The organism is Paenibacillus sp. FSL M7-1414, from assembly GCF_038003195.1.
GTDB lineage: Bacteria > Bacillota > Bacilli > Paenibacillales > Paenibacillaceae > Paenibacillus > Paenibacillus amylolyticus.
In genome coordinates this window covers 1469200-1489215 of sequence record NZ_JBBOOS010000001.1, presented here as the reverse complement: position 1 = coordinate 1489215, position 20016 = coordinate 1469200, and the positions used below count along the sequence as shown (strand labels likewise).

At 46.8% G+C, this 20016-nt stretch carries 17 protein-coding genes and 1 other annotated feature; of the genes, 6 read left to right on the top strand and 11 right to left on the bottom strand.

Annotation, left to right across the window (positions count from 1 at the left end; translation table 11 throughout):
• Positions 1–541: 541 nt before the first annotated feature.
• The 7 genes from MHH92_RS06595 to MHH92_RS06565 form a co-directional block, all read right to left on the bottom strand.
• Positions 542–2101: a 2-isopropylmalate synthase gene (locus MHH92_RS06595; protein WP_036668956.1), complete on the bottom strand. Its 1560-nt coding sequence runs from the start codon at positions 2099–2101 to the stop codon at positions 542–544.
• A 219-nt stretch (positions 2102–2320) separates the two neighbouring features.
• Positions 2321–2659 (bottom strand) — a binding site (T-box leader).
• A gap of 709 nt (positions 2660–3368) precedes the next feature.
• Positions 3369–4424, bottom strand: a complete 1056-nt coding sequence (gene tsaD / locus MHH92_RS06590; RefSeq protein WP_036611272.1) for a tRNA (adenosine(37)-N6)-threonylcarbamoyltransferase complex transferase subunit TsaD — start codon at positions 4422–4424, stop codon at positions 3369–3371.
• Positions 4421–4942, bottom strand: coding sequence for a ribosomal protein S18-alanine N-acetyltransferase (gene rimI / locus MHH92_RS06585; protein WP_036668955.1), 522 nt, complete (start codon positions 4940–4942; stop codon positions 4421–4423). The genes tsaD and rimI overlap by 4 nt, the downstream gene beginning before the upstream one ends.
• Positions 4943–4959: 17 nt before the next feature.
• On the bottom strand, positions 4960–5808 hold the full coding sequence (gene tsaB, locus MHH92_RS06580; protein ID WP_036611559.1) for a tRNA (adenosine(37)-N6)-threonylcarbamoyltransferase complex dimerization subunit type 1 TsaB: 849 nt from the start codon (positions 5806–5808) through the stop codon (positions 4960–4962).
• A 2-nt stretch (positions 5809–5810) separates the two neighbouring features.
• A complete protein-coding gene (gene tsaE, locus MHH92_RS06575; protein WP_340902746.1) occupies positions 5811–6293 on the bottom strand; it encodes a tRNA (adenosine(37)-N6)-threonylcarbamoyltransferase complex ATPase subunit type 1 TsaE in 483 nt (160 codons plus the stop codon).
• A 267-nt stretch (positions 6294–6560) separates the two neighbouring features.
• A complete protein-coding gene (locus MHH92_RS06570) occupies positions 6561–6737 on the bottom strand; it encodes an H-type small acid-soluble spore protein (protein ID WP_026081228.1) in 177 nt (58 codons plus the stop codon).
• Positions 6738–6741: 4 nt separating this feature from the next.
• Positions 6742–7038 (bottom strand): hypothetical protein, encoded by a 297-nt coding sequence (locus MHH92_RS06565; RefSeq protein ID WP_076209630.1) that lies wholly within the window; start codon positions 7036–7038, stop codon positions 6742–6744.
• Between the two features lie 256 nt (positions 7039–7294).
• Between MHH92_RS06565 and ku the strand changes: the two genes are divergently transcribed.
• The 5 genes from ku to ligD all read left to right on the top strand — a co-directional run bounded on the left by ku (position 7295) and on the right by ligD (position 12644).
• The gene (ku, locus tag MHH92_RS06560; RefSeq protein ID WP_076251464.1) at positions 7295–8209 is read left to right on the top strand and encodes a non-homologous end joining protein Ku; all 915 of its coding nucleotides are present in this window, start codon (positions 7295–7297) and stop codon (positions 8207–8209) included.
• 324 nt (positions 8210–8533) lie between these two features.
• Positions 8534–9403, top strand: a complete 870-nt coding sequence (locus MHH92_RS06555) for a VOC family protein (protein ID WP_339189162.1) — start codon at positions 8534–8536, stop codon at positions 9401–9403.
• Between the two features lie 177 nt (positions 9404–9580).
• Positions 9581–10678 carry a GerAB/ArcD/ProY family transporter gene (locus MHH92_RS06550; RefSeq protein ID WP_340902745.1) on the top strand — a complete coding sequence of 366 codons (1098 nt, stop codon included), beginning with the start codon at positions 9581–9583 and terminating at the stop codon, positions 10676–10678.
• A gap of 53 nt (positions 10679–10731) precedes the next feature.
• Positions 10732–11682 (top strand): ATP-dependent DNA ligase, encoded by a 951-nt coding sequence (locus MHH92_RS06545; RefSeq protein WP_339189165.1) that lies wholly within the window; start codon positions 10732–10734, stop codon positions 11680–11682.
• A gap of 71 nt (positions 11683–11753) precedes the next feature.
• Complete coding sequence (ligD, locus tag MHH92_RS06540) at positions 11754–12644, top strand: non-homologous end-joining DNA ligase (protein ID WP_339189168.1); 891 nt, start codon at positions 11754–11756, stop codon at positions 12642–12644.
• A gap of 55 nt (positions 12645–12699) precedes the next feature.
• Here ligD and MHH92_RS06535 read toward each other — a convergent pair whose 3' ends face one another.
• On the bottom strand, positions 12700–13611 hold the full coding sequence (locus MHH92_RS06535) for a YitT family protein (RefSeq protein WP_036668942.1): 912 nt from the start codon (positions 13609–13611) through the stop codon (positions 12700–12702).
• 348 nt (positions 13612–13959) lie between these two features.
• Complete coding sequence (gene cls / locus MHH92_RS06530) at positions 13960–15399, bottom strand: cardiolipin synthase (RefSeq protein ID WP_340902743.1); 1440 nt, start codon at positions 15397–15399, stop codon at positions 13960–13962.
• 376 nt (positions 15400–15775) lie between these two features.
• On the opposite strand from cls, the gene MHH92_RS06525 reads away from it, so the two are divergent.
• Positions 15776–17134 carry a hemolysin family protein gene (locus tag MHH92_RS06525; RefSeq protein ID WP_036668939.1) on the top strand — a complete coding sequence of 453 codons (1359 nt, stop codon included), beginning with the start codon at positions 15776–15778 and terminating at the stop codon, positions 17132–17134.
• Positions 17135–17259: 125 nt separating this feature from the next.
• Here MHH92_RS06525 and MHH92_RS06520 read toward each other — a convergent pair whose 3' ends face one another.
• Together MHH92_RS06520 and MHH92_RS06515 are read right to left on the bottom strand one after the other, a co-directional pair.
• Complete coding sequence (locus MHH92_RS06520; protein WP_340902742.1) at positions 17260–18849, bottom strand: alpha/beta hydrolase family protein; 1590 nt, start codon at positions 18847–18849, stop codon at positions 17260–17262.
• Between the two features lie 58 nt (positions 18850–18907).
• Entirely contained in the window at positions 18908–20008 is a 1101-nt protein-coding gene (locus MHH92_RS06515) for a DUF1648 domain-containing protein (RefSeq protein WP_340902740.1), read from the bottom strand.
• Positions 20009–20016: the final 8 nt, after the last annotated feature.

Sequence of the window (20016 nt, the reverse complement as noted above, 5' to 3'; positions counted from 1 at the left end):
GAAGCTATGCACCTTATGTTCTTTATGTTCCTTGAGATTGAACTCTAACATACGGAGGTTAGGGGAGCTGTTTTGACTTTTGTCAAATTTACTCGAATGAAGAGAAATATTTTTATCCCCCTGTCCCTCACACTTATCCACAAGAAAGCAAGACAGCAAGCACATTAATAAGCTTAATTATACAGCGGTAGAATAGCATTTTTCACACAAAAACCATATTTATCCACCAAGTTATCCACTTTATCCACAACTTTGTGGATAGTAAGGAGTCATTCTATCCCCTAAACCCTTTTCGTTTCGAAAACTATGCTGGTTTGGCTTTGGGATAGTTACCCACAAATCACACTGGATATGTGGATAACTATAGTCACACCTTGACAAATGCATCCTTCCACTCCTCAATGTACCTCCATAATAAGACAAAAGCAGACCTTTGTCGTTCAAGGCCTGCCCGTCATTTATTTACTATATGCCATGCATATTTACATCGAATTGCAATTGCTACTATTGCCGCTGTAGATGCGATCTGGCAAAAGATGTTTTACGCATGTGCTTCTTGTTCATGATGTTCGGAAGACTCGGCCTTCAGCCCAGCAGCATTACAAGCCGCTACATACGCCAAACCGGCAGCCATGACGATATCATTATGTGTTGCTGTTCCCCGGAACTCACGTCCTGCACGCTCCACGGTAACTACAGCTTCTGCACTTGCACCCTCTCCACCACTCAAGGCATGCATCTCCATATCTACAAATGCAATATCATCGGAAATGCTCTGACCAATCGCACGGATGGTTGCATCCACGGGTCCACCGCCAACAGCGGAGTAAGATTGTTCTCCAGCGCTTGTGCGAATGCGAACGGCGGCCATTCGATCCGTCATACTGCCCGCTGTCACCTGCAATTCAACCAGTTCATAGTCCTGTGCAGGAATATTCATAGTCTGGCTAACCATCTGTAATAACTGGTCGTCACTGACCACTTTTTGCTGGTCTGCGGTTTCTTTGAACACCTCATACAATTGCTCCATCTGTTGCTCATCCGGCTCAAAACCGTATTTGCGAACCCGATCCTTCAGGGCGTGACGACCGGAGTGTTTGCCCAGAATAATCATGCTGCGTGGGATACCCAGCGCTTCCGGGTCCATAATCTCATAGGTGCTCCGATTCTTCAGCAGACCATCCTGATGGATGCCAGATTCATGCTGGAATGCATTACGTCCCACCACTGGTTTGTTGTACGCAATCGGGAAGTGCATCGCACGGCTAATCTGACGTGAAGTCTCATACAGCTGATTCAGCTTAATGTTCGTCGTTGCACCAATTGCGTCTCCTCGAGTTTCCAGCGCCATAATCAGCTCTTCCAGTGCACAGTTCCCCGTCCGTTCTCCGATACCATTGATGGTTACTTCAATCTGGGTAGCTCCATTGGCAATCGCAGCCAAGCTATTGGCTACGGCCAGGCCCAGATCATTATGACAGTGGGCACTATAGCGAACCTGATCGCCGCCTCTTGCACCCTCACGCACCCGGCGGAACATCTCGCCATACTCATGTGGCAGGGCATAACCGACCGTATCCGGCAGATTAATAATGCTCGCTCCAGCTTCAATGGCGACTTCAACCATTTCAATCAAATCGTCCATCTTGGTACGGGCAGCGTCCATGGCTGTGAACTCTACGATGTCCGTGAACTGGCGTGCATAAGATACCATCTCACGAGCGGTAGCCACCACTTCACTGCGCGGACGCCGCAGTTGATGCTCAATATGAATATCCGAAGAAGAGATAAACAGGTGAATTCGGCGCCGTGCTGCATCCGCTGTTGCTTGAACAGCTGCATCGATATCACCTTTGACCGCACGCGCGAATCCACAGATCTCCACGTTCTGCAACTGTCTCGAAATCGCCTGAACCGCCGCGAACTCACCTGGACTGGAGATCGGGAATCCAGGCTCAATGACGTCGATACCCAGAGAAGCCAGTTGGTGTGCCAGTTCAATCTTTTGCTCGGGCTGCAGACTTGCTCCCGGTGCCTGTTCTCCATCACGCAGCGTTGTATCAAAAATCTCAATCATGCGTTTGTTATTAGTTGTTGTCATATCCATCAACCTCCATCAAATTTTTATAAATCCTGTTGAATGTTTAGTGCCTATACTTGTTGTTCAATGTTCATTACTCGTTCGTTGTATATCCTGCTTACCTTCATGACAGAGTGTACGTCGACTTACACCCTGACCTTCTGATTTTTCAATCTCCATATGGTTCTTCCCATGCCCACCCTGCTGCCGGCAGCAAACACAAATAACCCGCCATCTCATATAAGAGACGGCGGGTTATTATCCCCTCCGCGGTACCACTCTCGCTTGATGGGCCAGGCTTGCGCCGGACTCCATCCACCTCGTCGTCTCCGAAATCCACTGGATGTACGTACACGCACGACACCACTGGAATTCGGAGAAACACCCTATAACGGGGGTTAACCGTTGCTGTGTAACACATGTTGTTGTCCATCAGGACAACTGGGCGATTGATATCGTCCCCACGCTTCCACAACTCCGTTCCCGGGCGAGATTCGAAGGATTCCAGCCACTGCGTCGCACCACCCCGCAGCTCTCTGAGCGCTTTATCGTTCTACTGCTCCCGTTCATCACATTTATAATATGACCTAACTTCATTCATCCTTATTTTGAAAATCAAAAAAGCCTGCCACCTCATGCAATAATGCAAGAGACGACAGGCTGTTCACCTTCGCGGTACCACTCTTGTTGACTTCCTTCCTGTTCATTCAAGACAACCCCTGAATGCTTTCGCATATCCGGATCACTTGAAGCAGCCTGAAAGCCCCCTCAGTTATCGTCAGTTGATCCTTGTAATAACGGTCCTACCGACAACGGCCCATTCACGGAGGCAACCCGTAACCATGTACTTTGGGCCATGATCGGCCTTCGGATTCTCCCGGGGAGTCACCGTGTTCCATCGTTCCGCTTCCAGGTGAGTTTCAGGTTTCCTTCGACTGCGTTGCACCATACCGCAGCTCTCTAAGACCGGGAATGACCTTACTATTCCTGTTCATCGCGTTTATCAGTTCAGGAATCTGAATTCCTGTTTAAATTTGTAACTAAATATACATTCTTTACATCCCTGCTGTCAACTCTTAATCTCAAACTGCCTGTTTATATAAACTATAAGTGCGTGTTCAAAAAGATCGGTTTTCAGTACCGAGAAGATGGGATGAAGCTAGAAATGGAGTAGCGGAGCGTAGTCAAAACTACGTGAGCAACGGACATTTCGGCTGAATCCCATATTCGATGCTGATGATGCCGCTAGGCATCATTCGTAATCAAAAGCGGGCTTTTTGAACAACCTCTATAAGGACTGAACGGACCATTCCTCCAGAGAAAGTCCCGGATCTGCCTTCGCATCAAATTCAGCAATTTCTCCCCGCTGCCATTTCAGATACGCAGCTGCTCCTATCATGGCCGCATTATCCGTACAATATTCCATTGGCGGGATTAACAGTTCAAGCCCTTCCTTCGTGCATCGCTCCTGTAATGCCGAGCGTAACCCCCGGTTAGCTGCAACACCACCGCATAATAACAGTTGACGTGAACCATATTCACGAACTGCTCTAACGGCTTTCTCCACCAGTACTTCAACAACAGCTTCCTGGAAACCACGTGCAACCGCAGACGGCTCCAAGGTTTCTCCGCGCATTTTGGCCTGGTTGAGCACATTCAGTACAGCAGACTTCAGACCACTGAGACTGAAATCGTACGAACCTGCTTCCAGCCATACCCGTGGTAATGGCACTACATCCTCCGCTTCAGATGCCATTCGGTCCACATGCGGGCCACCCGGATAAGGACAACCCAATGCACGTGCTACTTTGTCATACGCTTCGCCTACAGCATCATCACGTGTACGACCAATCAGTTTGAACTTACCCTCGGATTCCATATGCACGAGTTCTGTATGTCCACCAGATACGACCAGTGCCATAGCCGGATATTGCAGTTCATGAGTAAGTCGGTTGGCATAGATATGCCCCGCAATATGATGTGTACCAATGAGCGGTTTGCCCAGTGCCATCGCCATCGTTTTGGCCGCAACGATACCCACCAGCAGTGCTCCGACCAGCCCAGGCCCCTGTGTTACGGCAATTGCACTTAGATCACGTGGACGAATGCCGGACTGTTCGATCGCCTGTTCCAGCATCAACGTAATGACTTCAACGTGTTTGCGTGAAGCCACTTCAGGTACAACACCACCAAATGCCTTATGCGTCTCGATCTGACTTGAGATCAGATTAGACAGCACTTCCCGTCCATCTTTGACTACTGCTACCGATGTTTCATCACAGCTTGTCTCCACCGCCAAAATATAGGATGGTGCAGAATTTATTTTTTCATTGAGTTCGTTCATGAATCCAGTACGCTTCCTTCCTCTTCGCCGCTCCGGCCTGCAGACGGTAAGTTCGCCCACATAATCATCGCATCTTCCCCATTATCGGAGTAATACCCTTTACGAAGACCCGCCGATTCAAACCCTTTTTTCTGATATAAACGCTGAGCAATGCTGTTCGAGACTCTGACCTCCAGCGTCATTCGTTCCATCCCGAGATAAGCCGCTGTGCTCATTAATTCATCCAGTAACTTTTCGCCAAGCTTGCGTCCACGGTACGCGCCTCTGACTGCAATATTGGTAATATGGGCTTCATCCATGATTGTCCACATACCTGCATAGCCGATGGCTTTTCCTTCTAATTCCATCACCATATATTTAGCAAAATGATTGTGTGTCAATTCATTTTGAAATGCTTCTTCCGTCCAGGGCAGGGTAAAGGCCTCATGTTCAATCTCCATCACATCGGGAATATCCGCGAGTGTCATGAACCTGAACTGAAGCGTTGCTTCCTGCTTATTATTCGCCACATTGTCCATCTGCTTCCCCTCCCCCTTTAGCCTTTGCGCAGCAGATTGGCTTCCGCTTCAGACAACTGGGTGTAGTTCGGCACCAGCGCATGCACGTCATCACGCTGACCTGCAAGCAGCGCGGCGGCGCCAAGGCGCCCAACCCAGCGGCCTTCCAGCTCATAAGGTACGAGCTGGAGCGCCGTTCCTGCGGGGCAGCGAAGCTCCGCCGCTGCCGCAGCATGAGGGCCCGTCTCACCGACGATCCAGACGGCTACGGGCCGCTCTTCCGGCGCCGCCTCCGCCATGCGGGCGGCGAGGGCTTCCAGCCATCCGTCCATCTTGCGGATGGCATCAGGCGCCAGACGCCGGGGCGCATCGCTCCCGGCGGAGGCAAACAGCGCGGTGCACGCTTGACCGCGCCGTGCATCCACAAGCGGAACGATCCAGTGGACAGGGGCAGCACCTGTGCTGCCCTGGTCCGCGGATGGCGTTCCGCCAGCCCCTGCTGCGGCATCTTCTGCCGCAGCTTCCGCCTTGGCGGCAAGGCCGCTGTGCCAGCCGCCCCAGGCGATGGCCTGAAGGCTGGACACCCCGGCTACGGGGATGTCCCACGCCCAGGCCAGTGTCTTCGCCGCGGTCACCGCAATGCGGATGCCCGTGTACGAGCCTGGGCCAACGCCAACGGCAATGCCGTCAAGTTGCCCAGGCTGTGTGTTGCTGGCGGCCAGCAGCTGCTCCATCACCGGTACGACGTGTACCGAATGGTTACGCTCAGCCCGTTCATTGCGTTCTTCCAGAAGCGCATGATCTTCCATCATCGCAGCTGCCATCACTGCGGTGGATGTATCCAACGCCAAAAACCGCTGACGCGGCTCTTTTTGTAAATCTTCCATCATCATTTGACTCCATTCTGTCTGAACTGTCGGCACATGGCTGCATAAGTCTCGCCGTACCCATCCAGCGTAATCGTTCGATCTTCCAGGCCCGTTGTGTCAATCTGCACATGCAAATGCTCTTGCGGCAGCAATTCGGGAATGATACTCGACCACTCCACCAGACTGACTCCGGCTCCATAGAAATATTCATCAAGTCCAAGCTCATCCGCTTCTTCCAGCGATATGCGATATACATCCATGTGATATAAAGGCAAACGCCCTTCGTACTCCTTAATTAGCGTGAATGTGGGACTGCTTACCACATCACGTACACCCAAATGCCAGGCAAATTTCTGTGAAAATGCCGTTTTTCCCGCGCCCAGATCACCATCCAAAGCAATCACCATGCCGGCGTTTGCCTGACTGGCGAGTGCGGAAGCGAGTGCTTCTGTATCTGCAATGCCATGGGATTGATACACCCACTGCTCGTGCGTCTGATTCAATATTCGCCCCACCTTTGGCGGTCCAGCCGCCTGAGTTCACTTTGAACCTTATTATATCGGTCCCTTTCTTCCCCCGCAACATCCAAGGAGGCGAGCGGAAATATAACATGCATTATTAGACATGTCTCAAAACTCGCTTCCTTCGAAGTTTCAGACACCTATTAGGAAAAACCAAAAAACCGGCACCTCCCGGTACCGGCCGTGTTATACATATATTTCTGCGTTTATTCATTCTCTAATTCCTCAATAACGATATGCTACTTGTATCTACTCCTCCAAACGATCTACACGAACCGTCTGGGTATTTCCCGGCCTGCTGCCAACCTGAACGGTTGCCATGCCATTGGCTTCATCCACATTCTCGATCCAGACTGGATCTCCCTCCAGTGTAACGGCAATGGTATCCTTCGAATCATAGATCGCTTTGGCGCGCTTTGCATCCATCATCTTATTCATACTCCCCTTCCGGATCATCATGTGATTCTCGAACCATGCTATCTGTTGTACTTTCACCAATATAACCGTTATCTTCCGTAACCTGTCCCCCGCCTAACCCTTCATTCACCATCCGGTCAATGTCGAGCATGAACGACTCCCGATCAAGGGGCAATTCTTCTGAAGTGACCGCTTCCCAGTTTACAGCTGTAGCAGGTGTATAGAATTCTTCAGCACTTTCGGCTTTGGCAAGAGGATACGGAGAAAATGCATGCTTGTGAGCTTCTTCCTCATCACGTCTGTTCTTCAATATTGCACCTCCCGGCATATGTGCTGCGAGAATAACTACTTTACTTATCCCATGCTCATCTTCCTGTTGGAATCCGAAGCATGTTTCTGTTATCATCCCCGAGTCTCGCCGAACCATACGAATTCGTTCGTCTACAAGACGATTATCCCTTGCACCAGATGCCCATACTATTAAATATAAATCCGTGTTCAAAAAGTCCGGTGATTCGTAATCAAAAGCGGAAATTTTTGAACAACCTTTTGAAAGGAGCCGACCTATGCATACCGTCTGGAAAGGTGCAATCAGTTTTGGCCTTGTGCATGTCCCTGTCAAAATGTTCTCGGCTACCGAAGACAAAGACATCTCCATGCGCTATATCCATAAAGTCTGCGGCAGCCCGCTCGCTTATGTTCGTCAATGTCCATCCTGTGAAGTGGACGTGAAGTGGGAAGAGATCACCAAAGGTTATGAATATGAAAAAGGAAAGTTTGTACTCTTCGAGAAAGATGAATTGGAAGCGTTAAATGATTCCACCAGCAAAACCATTACCATACTGGATTTTGTCGACTTGACTGAGATTGATCCGATCTATTTCCAGAAAACATATTACCTATCGCCCGATCAGGCTGGTGGAAATGCCTACCAGCTCTTGATGAACGCCATGCGGGATACCGGCAAAATTGGCATCGCCAAAATCTCCATTCGCTCGAAGAGCAGCCTGGCTGCCATACGCGTGCTGGAAGATTGCCTCTCCATGGAGACGATTTTCTATCCGGACGAGATTCGTCCTGTCTCCCAGGTGCCTAACTTGCCGGAAGTGCAGAACGTGAATGAAAAGGAACTCACGATGGCAAAGTTGCTGATTGATCAATTGTCCACACCTTTTGAACCCGGTAAATACACCGATGACTACCGCAGCAAACTGCTGGATCTTATCCAGCACAAAGTGGCAGGCGAAGAAATCAAGATTGCTCCAGCCAAACCTGAAGCTAATGTGATGGATTTGATGGCTGCCTTGCAGGCAAGTATCGAGGCCGTGAAGCCTATTCCGGCTGACCCTGGGACAACAACGGCCAAGCCTAAGAAACGCGCACCGCGAAAAACGCCTGCTCAAGCGGTTGCCGGAGGAGAATCCGATACACCTGCTGCACCAGCCAAAAGAAAAAAGGCGACAACCAAACCAAAAGTTTGAATGTCGCTAAGGCAAGACCGATTCCGTTATATGCTTGTGTAATGCGTTCAACTCAAGTCCGGCTTTACAGTCGGATTTTTTTGTTTTACAGAACTATAGAAGCAATTCTAGTCAATAAAACTCCAGCTATAATTGCAAAATACGATTGACGAAAGCTGATTTATATTTTATATTAACTTATGAAAAGTAACTTATTTATGAATATACAGTCACCCTGTAATTCTACTTCAACAGTATGCAATTTAATAATCCGTTTTCAACGCATACAAACAACCAAACGCTAAGCCTTATTATCTATAATCACATAATCAGGAGGATATAATCATGAATACAACATATCAAATCCCTGCCACAACCCATCTGGGTGAAGTGAGTCTGCGAATTATGAACCTAGACCGTTCAATTAAGTTCTATACCGAAGTGGTTGGATTAAAATTACTGGAGCGTAGTGGCAAAGTGGCCACGTTGACAGCCGACGGAAAACAGTCCCTGCTGCGATTGGAAGAGCTCACGGATGGAATTACCCTGCCGGAACGCTCACACGCTGGCTTGTATCATTTCGCCATCCTGCTGCCTGACCGCAAGTCCCTGGGTCTTGCTCTTCGTAATCTGGCTGCATCCGGTATCGATATCGGCCAAGGCGATCACTTGGTCAGCGAAGCCTTCTATATCTCCGATCCCGATCAGAACGGGATTGAGATCTATGCCGACCGTGCACGTGATACCTGGAAACGGGATAGCGACAATAACTACGTGATGGCAAGTGATCCTGTTGATGTGGAAAGCCTGTTTGCCATCTCGGAGAATGAACCTTGGCAGGGTCTGCCTACTGGCACCGTTATTGGTCATGTACATTTCCACGTCCGCAGCCTGGAAGAAGCACGCAACTATTACACCGGCATACTCGGTTTTGATATCGTGGGTAACTTCGCCAACATGTCAGCACTATTTGTATCCGCAGGTGGCTATCATCATCATCTGGGACTTAATATCTGGGCGGGAGTGAACGCACCTGTTAATCCAGATAACGCTACAGGAATTGACTACTTCACCATTGTGTACGCCACACAGGAACAATTGGATCAGGCACTTGAGCAATTGCGTCAATCCGGTGCAGTCGTTACCCAAGTGGAGGGTACCTGGTTTACGGTAGACCCACAAAATATTCGTATACGTCTGACAACTGCGAACTGATTTAGTTTAGGCGTTACAATATGTTTGCTTAACCTCATTTTAATAAGCCCGGGTAACTGATTTCTCTACATCACAGAGAGATCAGTTACCCGGGCTTTTTGAGTTGGCTTTTATAAAAGTGACACAATTGGTGCATTCTAACCAATACATAGACAAGATATGTTAAGGAGATACCTCATGATCGAAAAGGGACGTTTGACTGTTAGACAGCTCGCTTCACTCATGTTCCTGTGCACAATTGGGGAGCAGATTCTGGTCTTCCCTTCCATGATCACATCCTACGCTCATCAGGATGCCTGGTTATCAGCCTTATTGGGAGTCGCAGGGGGCTTGGGATTACTCTTCATTATGCTAGTTGCCTACAAACTGCATCCCCGGTTAAATCTGATTCAAAATGCCCTTCGAACTCTGGGACCCTGGATCGGAACCTTGTTTGGCTCTTTTTATCTCTTTTATTTCCTGATCAGTACCTCAACGTTCATTAGGGAGATTGGCGATTTTATGTCTACTCAGATCTTGCCGGAATCTCCATTACTGATTCTGCATTTGGTTTTTATGTGTGCGCTTGTCTGGGGACTTCTGTCGGGTCTGGAGAGCATTGGTAAAACTGCTGAGGTCTTTCTTCCTCTGATCGTGTTGTTTCTGCTTATTCTGACGGTGTGTCTAATCCCCCATGTACGTTTGGCCAACATCCAACCTGTGCTGGCACAAGGGTTTCTTGATCCATTCAAAGGTTTTGTTGCTGTACTCACCTATCCCTACTGTGAGCTATGCATCTTCATGATGTTTTTTCCCTACACTAAAAATGAGCCCCATCTGGAGAAGGACATTCTGTTAGCAGGGATGATTGGCGGATTGTTACTCACACTGACGCTAAGTATGTGTCTGCTCGTCATGGGACCATGGATGACCCAGCATCACTGGTTCGCTTCATTCAACCTTTCACAGAAGATCAATATCGGAAACTTTATGCAACGCATCGAAGCCTTCATAGCATCGGTCTGGATTATCGCTGTTTTCTTCAAAGCCGCTCTGTTCTTCTACGGTTTTGTCCTGGGCGTCGCTCACCTGTTCCGCTTGTCCAGTCACCGTTCTCTGATCCTGCCGGGTGCCATGCTTATTCTCGCCATGTCTATTCTAATCTCTCCGAACGAGAACTTTTATCTCAAGGTCGTTATTCCCTATTGGATTGATTGGGATCTGACCTGTGGCATAGCACTTCCGTTACTGCTCATTCTGGTGCATCATATGAAGTCCCGCTTTCAAAAAATATAACTAAATTCCGAATTAACCTGGGCCGACTGGTTAGTGCGAGAGAGGAGTTCCCCATGTTCAAACCGCTGATTCCGTTCGAACCCATATCCAGAGATACTTTGCCCACAGGGCCGCAATGGATTGCCCAGGTCAAGTGGGATGGAGTCCGCATGCTTGCCTATGAGGATGGGCATGAGCTGCGCCTGGTGAATCGCAGATTACATGATCGAACCGCACAGTATCCCGAACTGGTAACACCACGCAATCTGTGTTCAGGCTCCTCCTATATCTTGGATGGAGAAGTTATTGCGCTGGACCCGGATACCGGAAAACCTTCGTTTTATCACGTTCTGCGGCGGGATCGGATGAGCAGACCCGAAGGTATCGCCCAAGCCATACATCAGATTCCGATCACATATATGGTATTTGATATCCTGTTCTATGAGGGGAAATGGGTGACGGATCAGCCTTTGGCAGATCGACAGCGCCTGTTGCACGAGGTGCTTAACACCGCTCCCCATGTTCAGGAGGTCACCAATACACTTGATGCCGCTTCCCTGCTTACGGTCATGAGACAACATCAGATGGAAGGCATTGTCTGCAAAGATCTCACCAGCAGTTATGGCATACAGGGCAAGGACCAGCGCTGGCAGAAAGTCAAAATCATGCATGACGTATATGCCATGATCGGGGGAGTCACGTACCGGAGCGGTATTGTGAATGCCGTCGCGGTCGGTGTATATGATGGGCCTGATTTTGTCTATATTGGTCATGTCGGGACTGGCAAATTGAACTCCAATACGTGGCGGGAACTCACACATCAAGTCGAGCCTCTGATCAGGCAGGACAGACCGTTCCATAATGTACCCGAGCGCAGTGCGGAGACCACCTGGGTGGAACCGCGAATAGGAGTCAAAGTGCAATATATGGAGCTGACTCATCATCACACCCTGCGCCATCCCAGTATTCAGACCTTTGCGGATGTAACCCGTGAGGATTGTCTGGCGAACCAGCTTCTTCAATGATGAAGAGTTCGCTTCACTCGTGTTTCGGCCCATGTTTCAATAATTCATTAAGCACATAGGAGGTGTTCCACATGGCCCCCAAGATCCAGGGAACCATCATAATAGAAGGCACAGAGCTGACGGTCACCAACCCGGACAAGCTCTTATGGCCGGAAGCTGGTGTTACCAAAGCCATCTATCTGCAAAAGCTGGCCGCTCTGGCTCCTTATCTGCTCACGTATACGAGCGATCGACTTCTCACCACGATAAGGTATCCCCACGGCGCTGGAGGAACATTTTTCTATCAAAAGAATGCCCCTGAGCCCGTACCAGATTATGTGCGCACTGAAGTTCACGACGGCATCCGCTATGTGGTCATGAATGGACTTCCCGAATTGTTATGGCTTGGTAATCTGGCTGCACTTGAATTTCATCCTTCTCTGCATACTGTGGGAAGCCATCTGCCCAGTGAATGGATGATTGATCTGGACCCTTCTCAGGAACATGAACCGCGGATCATGCAAGCTGCACTCATCGTTGGCGAAACCCTGACTTCCCTTGGTCTGAGGTCCATTCCCAAAACTTCGGGCGCAACAGGAGTTCAAATCATCGTTCCCATTGTACAAGGGGTAACCTTTGATGAATTGAGAGAGGTTGGTTATTTTGTCGGCAAATATGTCACTCAGAAGCACCCGGATCTGTTCACACTGGAAAGACTTAAAAAGGACCGTGGAGACCGCATTTATTTTGACTATCTCCAGCATTATGGAGGCAAGACCCTTGCTGCTCCCTATACACCACGTGCCAAATCCGGCGCCACTGTCTCTACACCCCTTACCTGGGATGAGGTTCGAAGCAACGTCTCCATTCAGGATTATCATCTGATGAACATTATTGAACGCTTGAACCAAACCGGTGATTTAATCGCAGCTGTTGAACCCCAACCGGTAGAGCTCATTCTCAAACATTTGAAGAAAAAATAGCCGACTCCCTCATCACAAGGGTGTCGGCTATTATCATTCATGTATATATCAATCGCTAATGGATACCTTTTTTCTTGAAACGTCCGCCCTTCACGTCATGAATGTTACCGATAGCCACAAAGGCTTGCGGGTCCCAATCTTCAACGATGGTCTTCAGCTTCGCTTCTTCCAAACGGGTAATCACGACAAAAATGATCTTTTTCTCGTCCCCGCTGAATCCGCCCTCTCCATCCAGGAAAGTTACACCACGACCAAGACGGTCTGTCAGGGCTGAACCGATATCACGATATTTCTCACTAATGATCCATACCGATTTGGACTGGTCAAGTCCTTCATTCACAATATCAATCATCTTCATCGCAATATAATATGCAATCATGGAATACAGGGCATTCGGCCAGCCGAATACAAATCCTGCACCTGCAAAAATAAATACGTTAATGAACAATACGATCTGTCCTACAGACAAAGGTGACTTCTCACTAAGCAAGATCGCCACAATCTCCGTACCATCCAGTGAACCGCCAGACCGAATGACAAGTCCAACACCCACACCCAGGATCAATCCGCCAAATACAGCTCCGAGCAAAGGCTCCCCTGGTGTTAGTGCAGGCACATGGTGCAATAATGATGTCCCGATGGACATGACCACGATCCCCAGCAGCGTGGATAACGCAAATGTTTTACCAATCTGCTTGTAACCCAGAATCAGGAAAGGCAAGTTGAGCAAGGTCAGGAACACTCCGAGTGGCAGATGTGTAAGTTCTGACACCATAATTGAAATCCCCGTAATCCCACCATCAATAACACCATTCGGTACGAGAAACACTTCAAGCGATACAGCCATTAGTGCAGCACCGATCAGAATCATCACAATACGTTGCAGCAGCTTTAATGTAAACACCGAGCTTTTGACCCCGCGGTCAGCTTGCTTGGCTGTTAGTTCTTTCACCGTTACATTGGACATGGTATCCCCCCCCGTTAAATCAGTGTGTGAATCCATTTTATAAATCATTTAAATACTCAGGGTGAATCTACATATGGAGAACAGCAACTGCGTTCTATATGTACCCTGGCTATACAGCGCAAGCATCTAAAGGCGATATAAAATGGATTCAAAATGTTATTCATCCCGGTTTGCACTTTCAAAAGAGAGCAAAAGGGAGCCTGTTTTCCCGCAGACTCCCCTCCTTCGCCAAGACATGATTTATATATCTATTATATCATAAAAGATCAAATTTGCGCAAAATACTTAGCAAAAAGAAGATAAATTCACAAAAAGTGAACTTATCTTCAGAAATCTGCCCTAAATCGGCTAAAGAAGCGGTGAAAGCATCCGAGAAAGCATTTCTGCGCCTTTTTGCCGTCGTGAACGCTTCTGAAATACCTCCCCATCGATCTGACTGCATTCCCCGAGATCACGTTCAAAGTCAGTGATCAAACGACGAATCGGAGAGGACTCGAACAGGACAGCCGTTAACTCAAAATTGCAAAAAAAACTGCGCATATCCATATTGGCCGTGCCTACCGTTGCAAGCAACTCATCCACAATCATCACTTTGGCATGTACAAAACCTTTGCGATATTGGAAGAACTCAACACCTGCTCGCAGAAGTTCCTCTACATATGAAAGGGATGCCAGATGAACAAGCTTTGAATCGGATTGATATGGAATGATAATTTTCACATCAACGCCACTGACAGCAGCTGTTTTGAGTGCCTCATACAGGGCAGGATCAGGAATAAAATAAGGTGTGGTAATATAAATCCGCTCACACGCTACCGAAATCGCCCCAAAACACATTTCCTGAATGGCATCCCAGTCCTGATCCGGCCCACTGGCCAAAATCTGAATTCGTTCTTCCCCGCTACAGATATGGGGTGGAAATAATTCCGCAAGCTGGGGTTCGGTAATTCGCTCACCGGAAGCCAATTTCCAGTCGTTCAGGAATGTACTTTGGAGGAAATATACGGCATCTCCCTCAATCTGCACATGTGTATCCCGCCAGAAACCAATCTCCGGATATTGTCCAAGATAATCATCGCCTACATTGATGCCACCTACGAAACCAACCTGTCCATCCACAACAACAATTTTACGGTGATTCCGGTAGTTGACTCTTCGGTCAATCGTGGCAATCAGTGGCGGTAGAAAATAATGGAATTCCACACCTGCATCTTGCAGTTTGCGGATAAAGCTCCAGCTCATCTTGTGACTTCCGAGACCGTCACAAATAAACCGAACCTTCACGCCCTCCTGTGCCTTGCGAATCATGACATCCTGAAACTTGGTGCTGATGACATCATCACGAAAAATGTAAAATTCCACATGCAGATGGTGCTTTGCTTTTTCCATTTCCCTCAGCATTGCCGCAAATGCCTCTTCACCATTTGTGAGCACCGTACTGTGGTTACAACCTGTAATCGGGCTCTCCGACAGATGGGATAACAGGTTAAACAATCGATGCTGGTGGCTGAAACGATCGCCAGGCATATGTTCGACATCTCCAATGATGTGGGCTTGTTCCCAGATCGTTTCCTTCATTTCACGGAAGATGCGCGATCCACCCTTGCGGAGTTTTTTTCGTTTGTTATAATCCTGCGCCACGAAATAGTACACTACAAAACCGATCAAAGGCACGCAGAACAAAATAAACAGCCAAGCCACAGCTTTAGCCGGATTACGAAATTCCAGCAAAAGAATTGTGGCTGCCTGGAAAATAAATACGAGTAATATAATGACCAGCCAGAACATTCGGCTTCCTCCTCAAGTGGCAAGCTTCATGGCCTTGCCTTTCTCTCACCTACACATCTTTGACGATTATGTATACAGCTAATCATAGATACCCAATGTCCCCCCTATTCGTAACGTTTGCTTAGATAAAACTTTACATAAGCAGACGGATTACTTGATTCTGGAAATTCAAATTTGTACTTCGTTCATTGTATATTCTGACTGTGTTACCTTCTACATATCAGTTTAATGATGGAGCAGATTCGCATTGTGACGCCAATCTGCTCATTTCACCTTCCAGACTCTTCCTCATTTCTTTGTCTGGAGGTGGTCTTCTTACGTAAAATTAGATATAATAATCGTTAAAAACTTATTACCTAAAGGAGAAGAGCAGTGAATGGAAAGTGAGAGGTATGCGTTAAATTTAGTATTGGTTGCTTTTTTGATAGGACTTTCGGCGTTTTTTGTCGCAGTGGAATTCGCTCTGGTACGGGTTCGTCCGAGCCGGATCGATCAAATGATTGCAGAAGGAAACAAGCGTGCGCTGGCTGTTAAACAAGCCGTTGCCAATCTGGACGGATATTTGTCTGCCTGCCAGCTTGGAATCACGATCACATCTCTGGGACTGGGCTGGCTGGGTGAACCAACGGTAGAGAAGATTCTCCACCCTGTGTTTGAAAGCTTGCAAATTCCTGAGGCGGTTTCTTCATTCTTATCATTTGTAATTGCGTTTGCTTCCATCACGTATCTGCATGTTGTGGTTGGTGAACTCGCTCCAAAAACGATTGCAATCCGGAAAGCCGAGACTGTTGCACTGCTGACGTCTACACCTATCATCTGGTTTAACCGAATTATGTATCCTTTTATCTGGCTGTTAAACGGCTCAGCGAACCAACTGGTGAAACTGTTCGGAATCAAACCTGCTTCTGAACATGAAGATGCACACTCCGAAGAAGAGTTGCAGATCATCATTAATGAAAGCTTTGAAAGTGGTAAAATCAACCAAGCCGAATTCGGTTATGTAAGCCGGATTTTTGCTTTTGATGAGATGTTAGCCAAAGAAATCATGGTACCCCGGACCGATATGGTCTGCCTTTATGTGAATAGAACAAACGAGGAAAACCTGGAGATCATCCGTGAAGAACAATATACACGTTTTCCAGTAGTGAATGAGAGTAAAGACGATATCATCGGTATCATTAATACGAAACAATTCTTCCTGGAACTTTACGGAAACGATGAACCTGTTGATCTATCCTCCCTGATTCAGCCTGTATCGGCTGTTCACGAAACAACTCCTGTGAAGGACTTGCTCAAGAAAATGCAGAAGGATGGCGTACATATCGCCGTACTTGTCGACGAATATGGAGGAACTTCCGGAATTGTAACCATCGAGGATGTGCTTGAGCAGATTGTTGGTGAGATTCGCGACGAGTTCGACGCAGACGAAGTGGAAGATATTCAAGTCATCAATGAGAACTATGTCATTATGGATGGCAAGGTTTCCTTATCGAAGGTGAACGACATGTTTATGTCCAGCCTGGATGCAGATGAGTGGGACACCATTGGTGGATGGCTCTACAGCCATCGTCCCGAGATGAACGAACAGGAAGAATATGAGTTCGAGAATCTAATCTTTGTTTTGCTGGAAAAAGACAAGAATCGGTTCTACAAAGTGGCCGTTGTTCCCAAGGAACCACTGACCATGTCTGATTATACTGATGAAGACGAGAAAGAGTCCAATTGGTCTAAATAAAGCAAATTTATAAATAAGAAGAGGAGCACTTGCCTATTTTGGTAATTGCTCCTCTTCTTATTATATCTCGCCCTATCCGTCACTTCTCCAAGTTATCATTCAACCCAAGAATGGAACTCCCATTTTTAGTTTGATTTTAATACCCACTTCGCAATATCATCGATAATGGCTTTGGAGACATTAGATGGCTCAGCGTACTCTTGACCGATAGAAAGTCCATCATAGCTGGATAAAAGATGATTTACCTTTGGATAGCTATTGTACGTTACATTGGAATGACCTTGGAGAGACGATTTCCAGGTTTGGAATTGATTCATAGACACTTGTACATCGTTTTCGCCTTGTATAACAAGCATAGGTGTATTTTGTGTTTTAGCCAGTTCCGCAGGCACATAATCTCTCTGCTCAAACCACCAATAAGCAGGTTGAAGTGGAAATGCCTCAGGAAGATGATCTACAGAATATTTTGGATCTTTAACCATCGCAGCCACATTTTTATAAAAATCAGCTTGCCCTTGAATGACATCCGTGTCTAAACCAAGCTGCTTCATCCGCTCTACTAATTCGTCCTGCTGCTCGGTAAGCACATCCGCAAAGCTACTACTTGGTGCAGCAAGTAGAATACTTCCTGCAATATCATGTTGTTTATCCTCAGCAATGATTAATGGCATTGCAAACCCGCCTTGACTATGTCCAGCTACAAAAATCGCTGTAGAATCAATATGTGCATTCTTTTTAAGCAATTCCAATGCATCGTTTACCTGATCTACGCTCTCTTGTTTTAATGTGAATTTAGGCTGTGAAGCCACCTTATAGGTATGCTCATACGTAACTTTATCGTATCTTAATACAGCAACTCCTTGTGAAGCTAAACCTACCGCAAGATCGCGAAACGGCTTTGCACCACCAATGGCAGCATCTTGATTGCTAGGCCCAGATCCGTGTACCAGAATGACAACCGGGAAAGGTCCCTCTCCCTTGGGCAAAGTTAATGTCCCTGGCAAAGCTAAATCACCCTGACCAACCGTAATGTCTTGTTCTGTATAGGCAGATGGGTCGTCGTAGCTTGGTTTTTGATACACATCTGGCGTAGCGGCGGCAATATGCAAATCATCCACAAGTCCGTTATGATTCATTCTGACCGTAATATTTAAACGAGTCAGCTCTGTTTTGAACGTATAGGTAACATTGCGATGCACTGTATTATTTTCTACATGCTTAGCTATGGCTTCACTTGTAATTTTGCCATTTTGTCCTTCTAAAGCTCCCCACAGCTGACTCAACAACGTGGGTGACAACACTCCACTCACAGAGGTATGAACATACTTGGCAGCCTCCTTGCCATCGCCCTCACTAATAAGGGAAATGAATATATCCTCAGGTGCTGCCTTCAGCGTCTCGGAAAGAAATGCCCCATCCATATAGGTAGTTCCTTTCGTTAACTGAACAGGATTGTCTAAGGATATGGCTTGCCCATTCACCATCGCCTGTTTCTCTCCAACCTTAACTACAATAGTAAGCTCACTTTTTCGTATTGTGATTTCTCCTGTCTTTTGTTGCCAAGATACCTCTGCCCCATTCTTTTCTGCAATCTCACGAATAGGAACAAGATTTTCACTACCAGCGGATTTTTCAGCAGCTTCTGAGATGGATGTTACCGGAAGGATGAGACCTACGAAAGTAAGAGAAAGTAATAGCTTTTTCCAATTGTTCATTGTAATAACTCCTCCTAATAATTAATTTCATCTATTATATGCATAGAATTCTGAGCCTTTATTGGCTCAGGACTATGCTTATAACAACAATAGCAATGATGAATAACAACAGGACCCAAGATAGTGGACGAGCGAAGTTAATTGTCCAGCCTATTCCATAACGCTTTTCTATGGTTAAAGAAGGATCATTGGCATTGAAGTAAATAAACCCAAGCTTCCAATAATCATCGTCATTCACAGGCTGCTCCTTAGATCGTTCGTGGTCCTCTTGTTGATTACGAATTTTGCCACCGCCTTGTCTGCCTGTGAGAGACAGCCATACAACACCTAACACGATCACCACAGGACTGATGAAGCTAATAGCTGTTAACAAGACCAGATTAGGGACGAACATATTGATCTGAATAAAGGCAAATAAGATGGTAAGAAGTAATCCTGTTACAAGCGTAAATAGGGACCATTTACGGCGGAATTGAATATTTTCAGTAGCAAATTGGCCCGGATTAGACGTAGTAAGCTGTTGTTTGCTTGATTTAATACTCCAGTTAACCAACATCATAAGTGCAATGATTCCTAGCTGTACAAGATTAATAGCCAGTACCGAGAGGTAAGTTTTAGGCACACTGGAAGTGACATGGCCTTGAAGATCATATTTTATTGGAATGACGTTAGGTAGTGCCTTATAATTCAGGATCGAAATGATCGCAATGGCAACAATAATAGCAATGTGAATGAGAAACCAATAGTTGGAATAGGTGAGTTTATTTTGGCGGAAGGTGGTATCAATTTTAACTCTTTGAGGTGCTTCTACAGTTGTAAGTGTTCCTTTTATCTTTTTCATCTTGAAATGAAATAAGATGTGTAGCGCTGTCCAGTACACAATAAATATCATTGTGCTAACACCGGTAATCATTGCGGTAGCATCTTCATTAGCAGATCGGAGAAAATACAGACAGACAAGTATAATCATCCCGTTTCCGATCAGACTTACTGTAGCAAACGTACTTCTTAGCTTACGTAAGATGGGTGTGTAGTAATTATATTGACTTACCGTAACCCCAAAGCTAATGGTTTCCCTTGTCAGATATGGTGTAAAAGATAGAAGTAAGGCTAATGGAGCAAAGATTAAAATGATAGGTAATATACTAAATAGCTGCATACATAACA

Coding starts and splice junctions, on each gene's coding strand:
- MHH92_RS06545 (WP_339189165.1), top strand. CDS start 10,732: ATGTTCAAACCGCTGATTCCGTTCGAACCCATATCCAGAGATACTTTG.
- tsaB (WP_036611559.1), bottom strand. CDS start 5,808: ATGGAAGATTTACAAAAAGAGCCGCGTCAGCGGTTTTTGGCGTTGGAT.
- MHH92_RS06520 (WP_340902742.1), bottom strand. CDS start 18,849: ATGAACAATTGGAAAAAGCTATTACTTTCTCTTACTTTCGTAGGTCTC.
- MHH92_RS06595 (WP_036668956.1), bottom strand. CDS start 2,101: ATGACAACAACTAATAACAAACGCATGATTGAGATTTTTGATACAACG.
- cls (WP_340902743.1), bottom strand. CDS start 15,399: ATGTTCTGGCTGGTCATTATATTACTCGTATTTATTTTCCAGGCAGCC.
- ligD (WP_339189168.1), top strand. CDS start 11,754: ATGGCCCCCAAGATCCAGGGAACCATCATAATAGAAGGCACAGAGCTG.
- MHH92_RS06570 (WP_026081228.1), bottom strand. CDS start 6,737: ATGGATGCAAAGCGCGCCAAAGCGATCTATGATTCGAAGGATACCATT.
- MHH92_RS06525 (WP_036668939.1), top strand. CDS start 15,776: ATGGAAAGTGAGAGGTATGCGTTAAATTTAGTATTGGTTGCTTTTTTG.
- tsaD (WP_036611272.1), bottom strand. CDS start 4,424: ATGAACGAACTCAATGAAAAAATAAATTCTGCACCATCCTATATTTTG.
- ku (WP_076251464.1), top strand. CDS start 7,295: ATGCATACCGTCTGGAAAGGTGCAATCAGTTTTGGCCTTGTGCATGTC.
- MHH92_RS06550 (WP_340902745.1), top strand. CDS start 9,581: ATGATCGAAAAGGGACGTTTGACTGTTAGACAGCTCGCTTCACTCATG.
- MHH92_RS06535 (WP_036668942.1), bottom strand. CDS start 13,611: ATGTCCAATGTAACGGTGAAAGAACTAACAGCCAAGCAAGCTGACCGC.
- MHH92_RS06515 (WP_340902740.1), bottom strand. CDS start 20,008: ATGCAGCTATTTAGTATATTACCTATCATTTTAATCTTTGCTCCATTA.
- MHH92_RS06555 (WP_339189162.1), top strand. CDS start 8,534: ATGAATACAACATATCAAATCCCTGCCACAACCCATCTGGGTGAAGTG.
- rimI (WP_036668955.1), bottom strand. CDS start 4,942: ATGGACAATGTGGCGAATAATAAGCAGGAAGCAACGCTTCAGTTCAGG.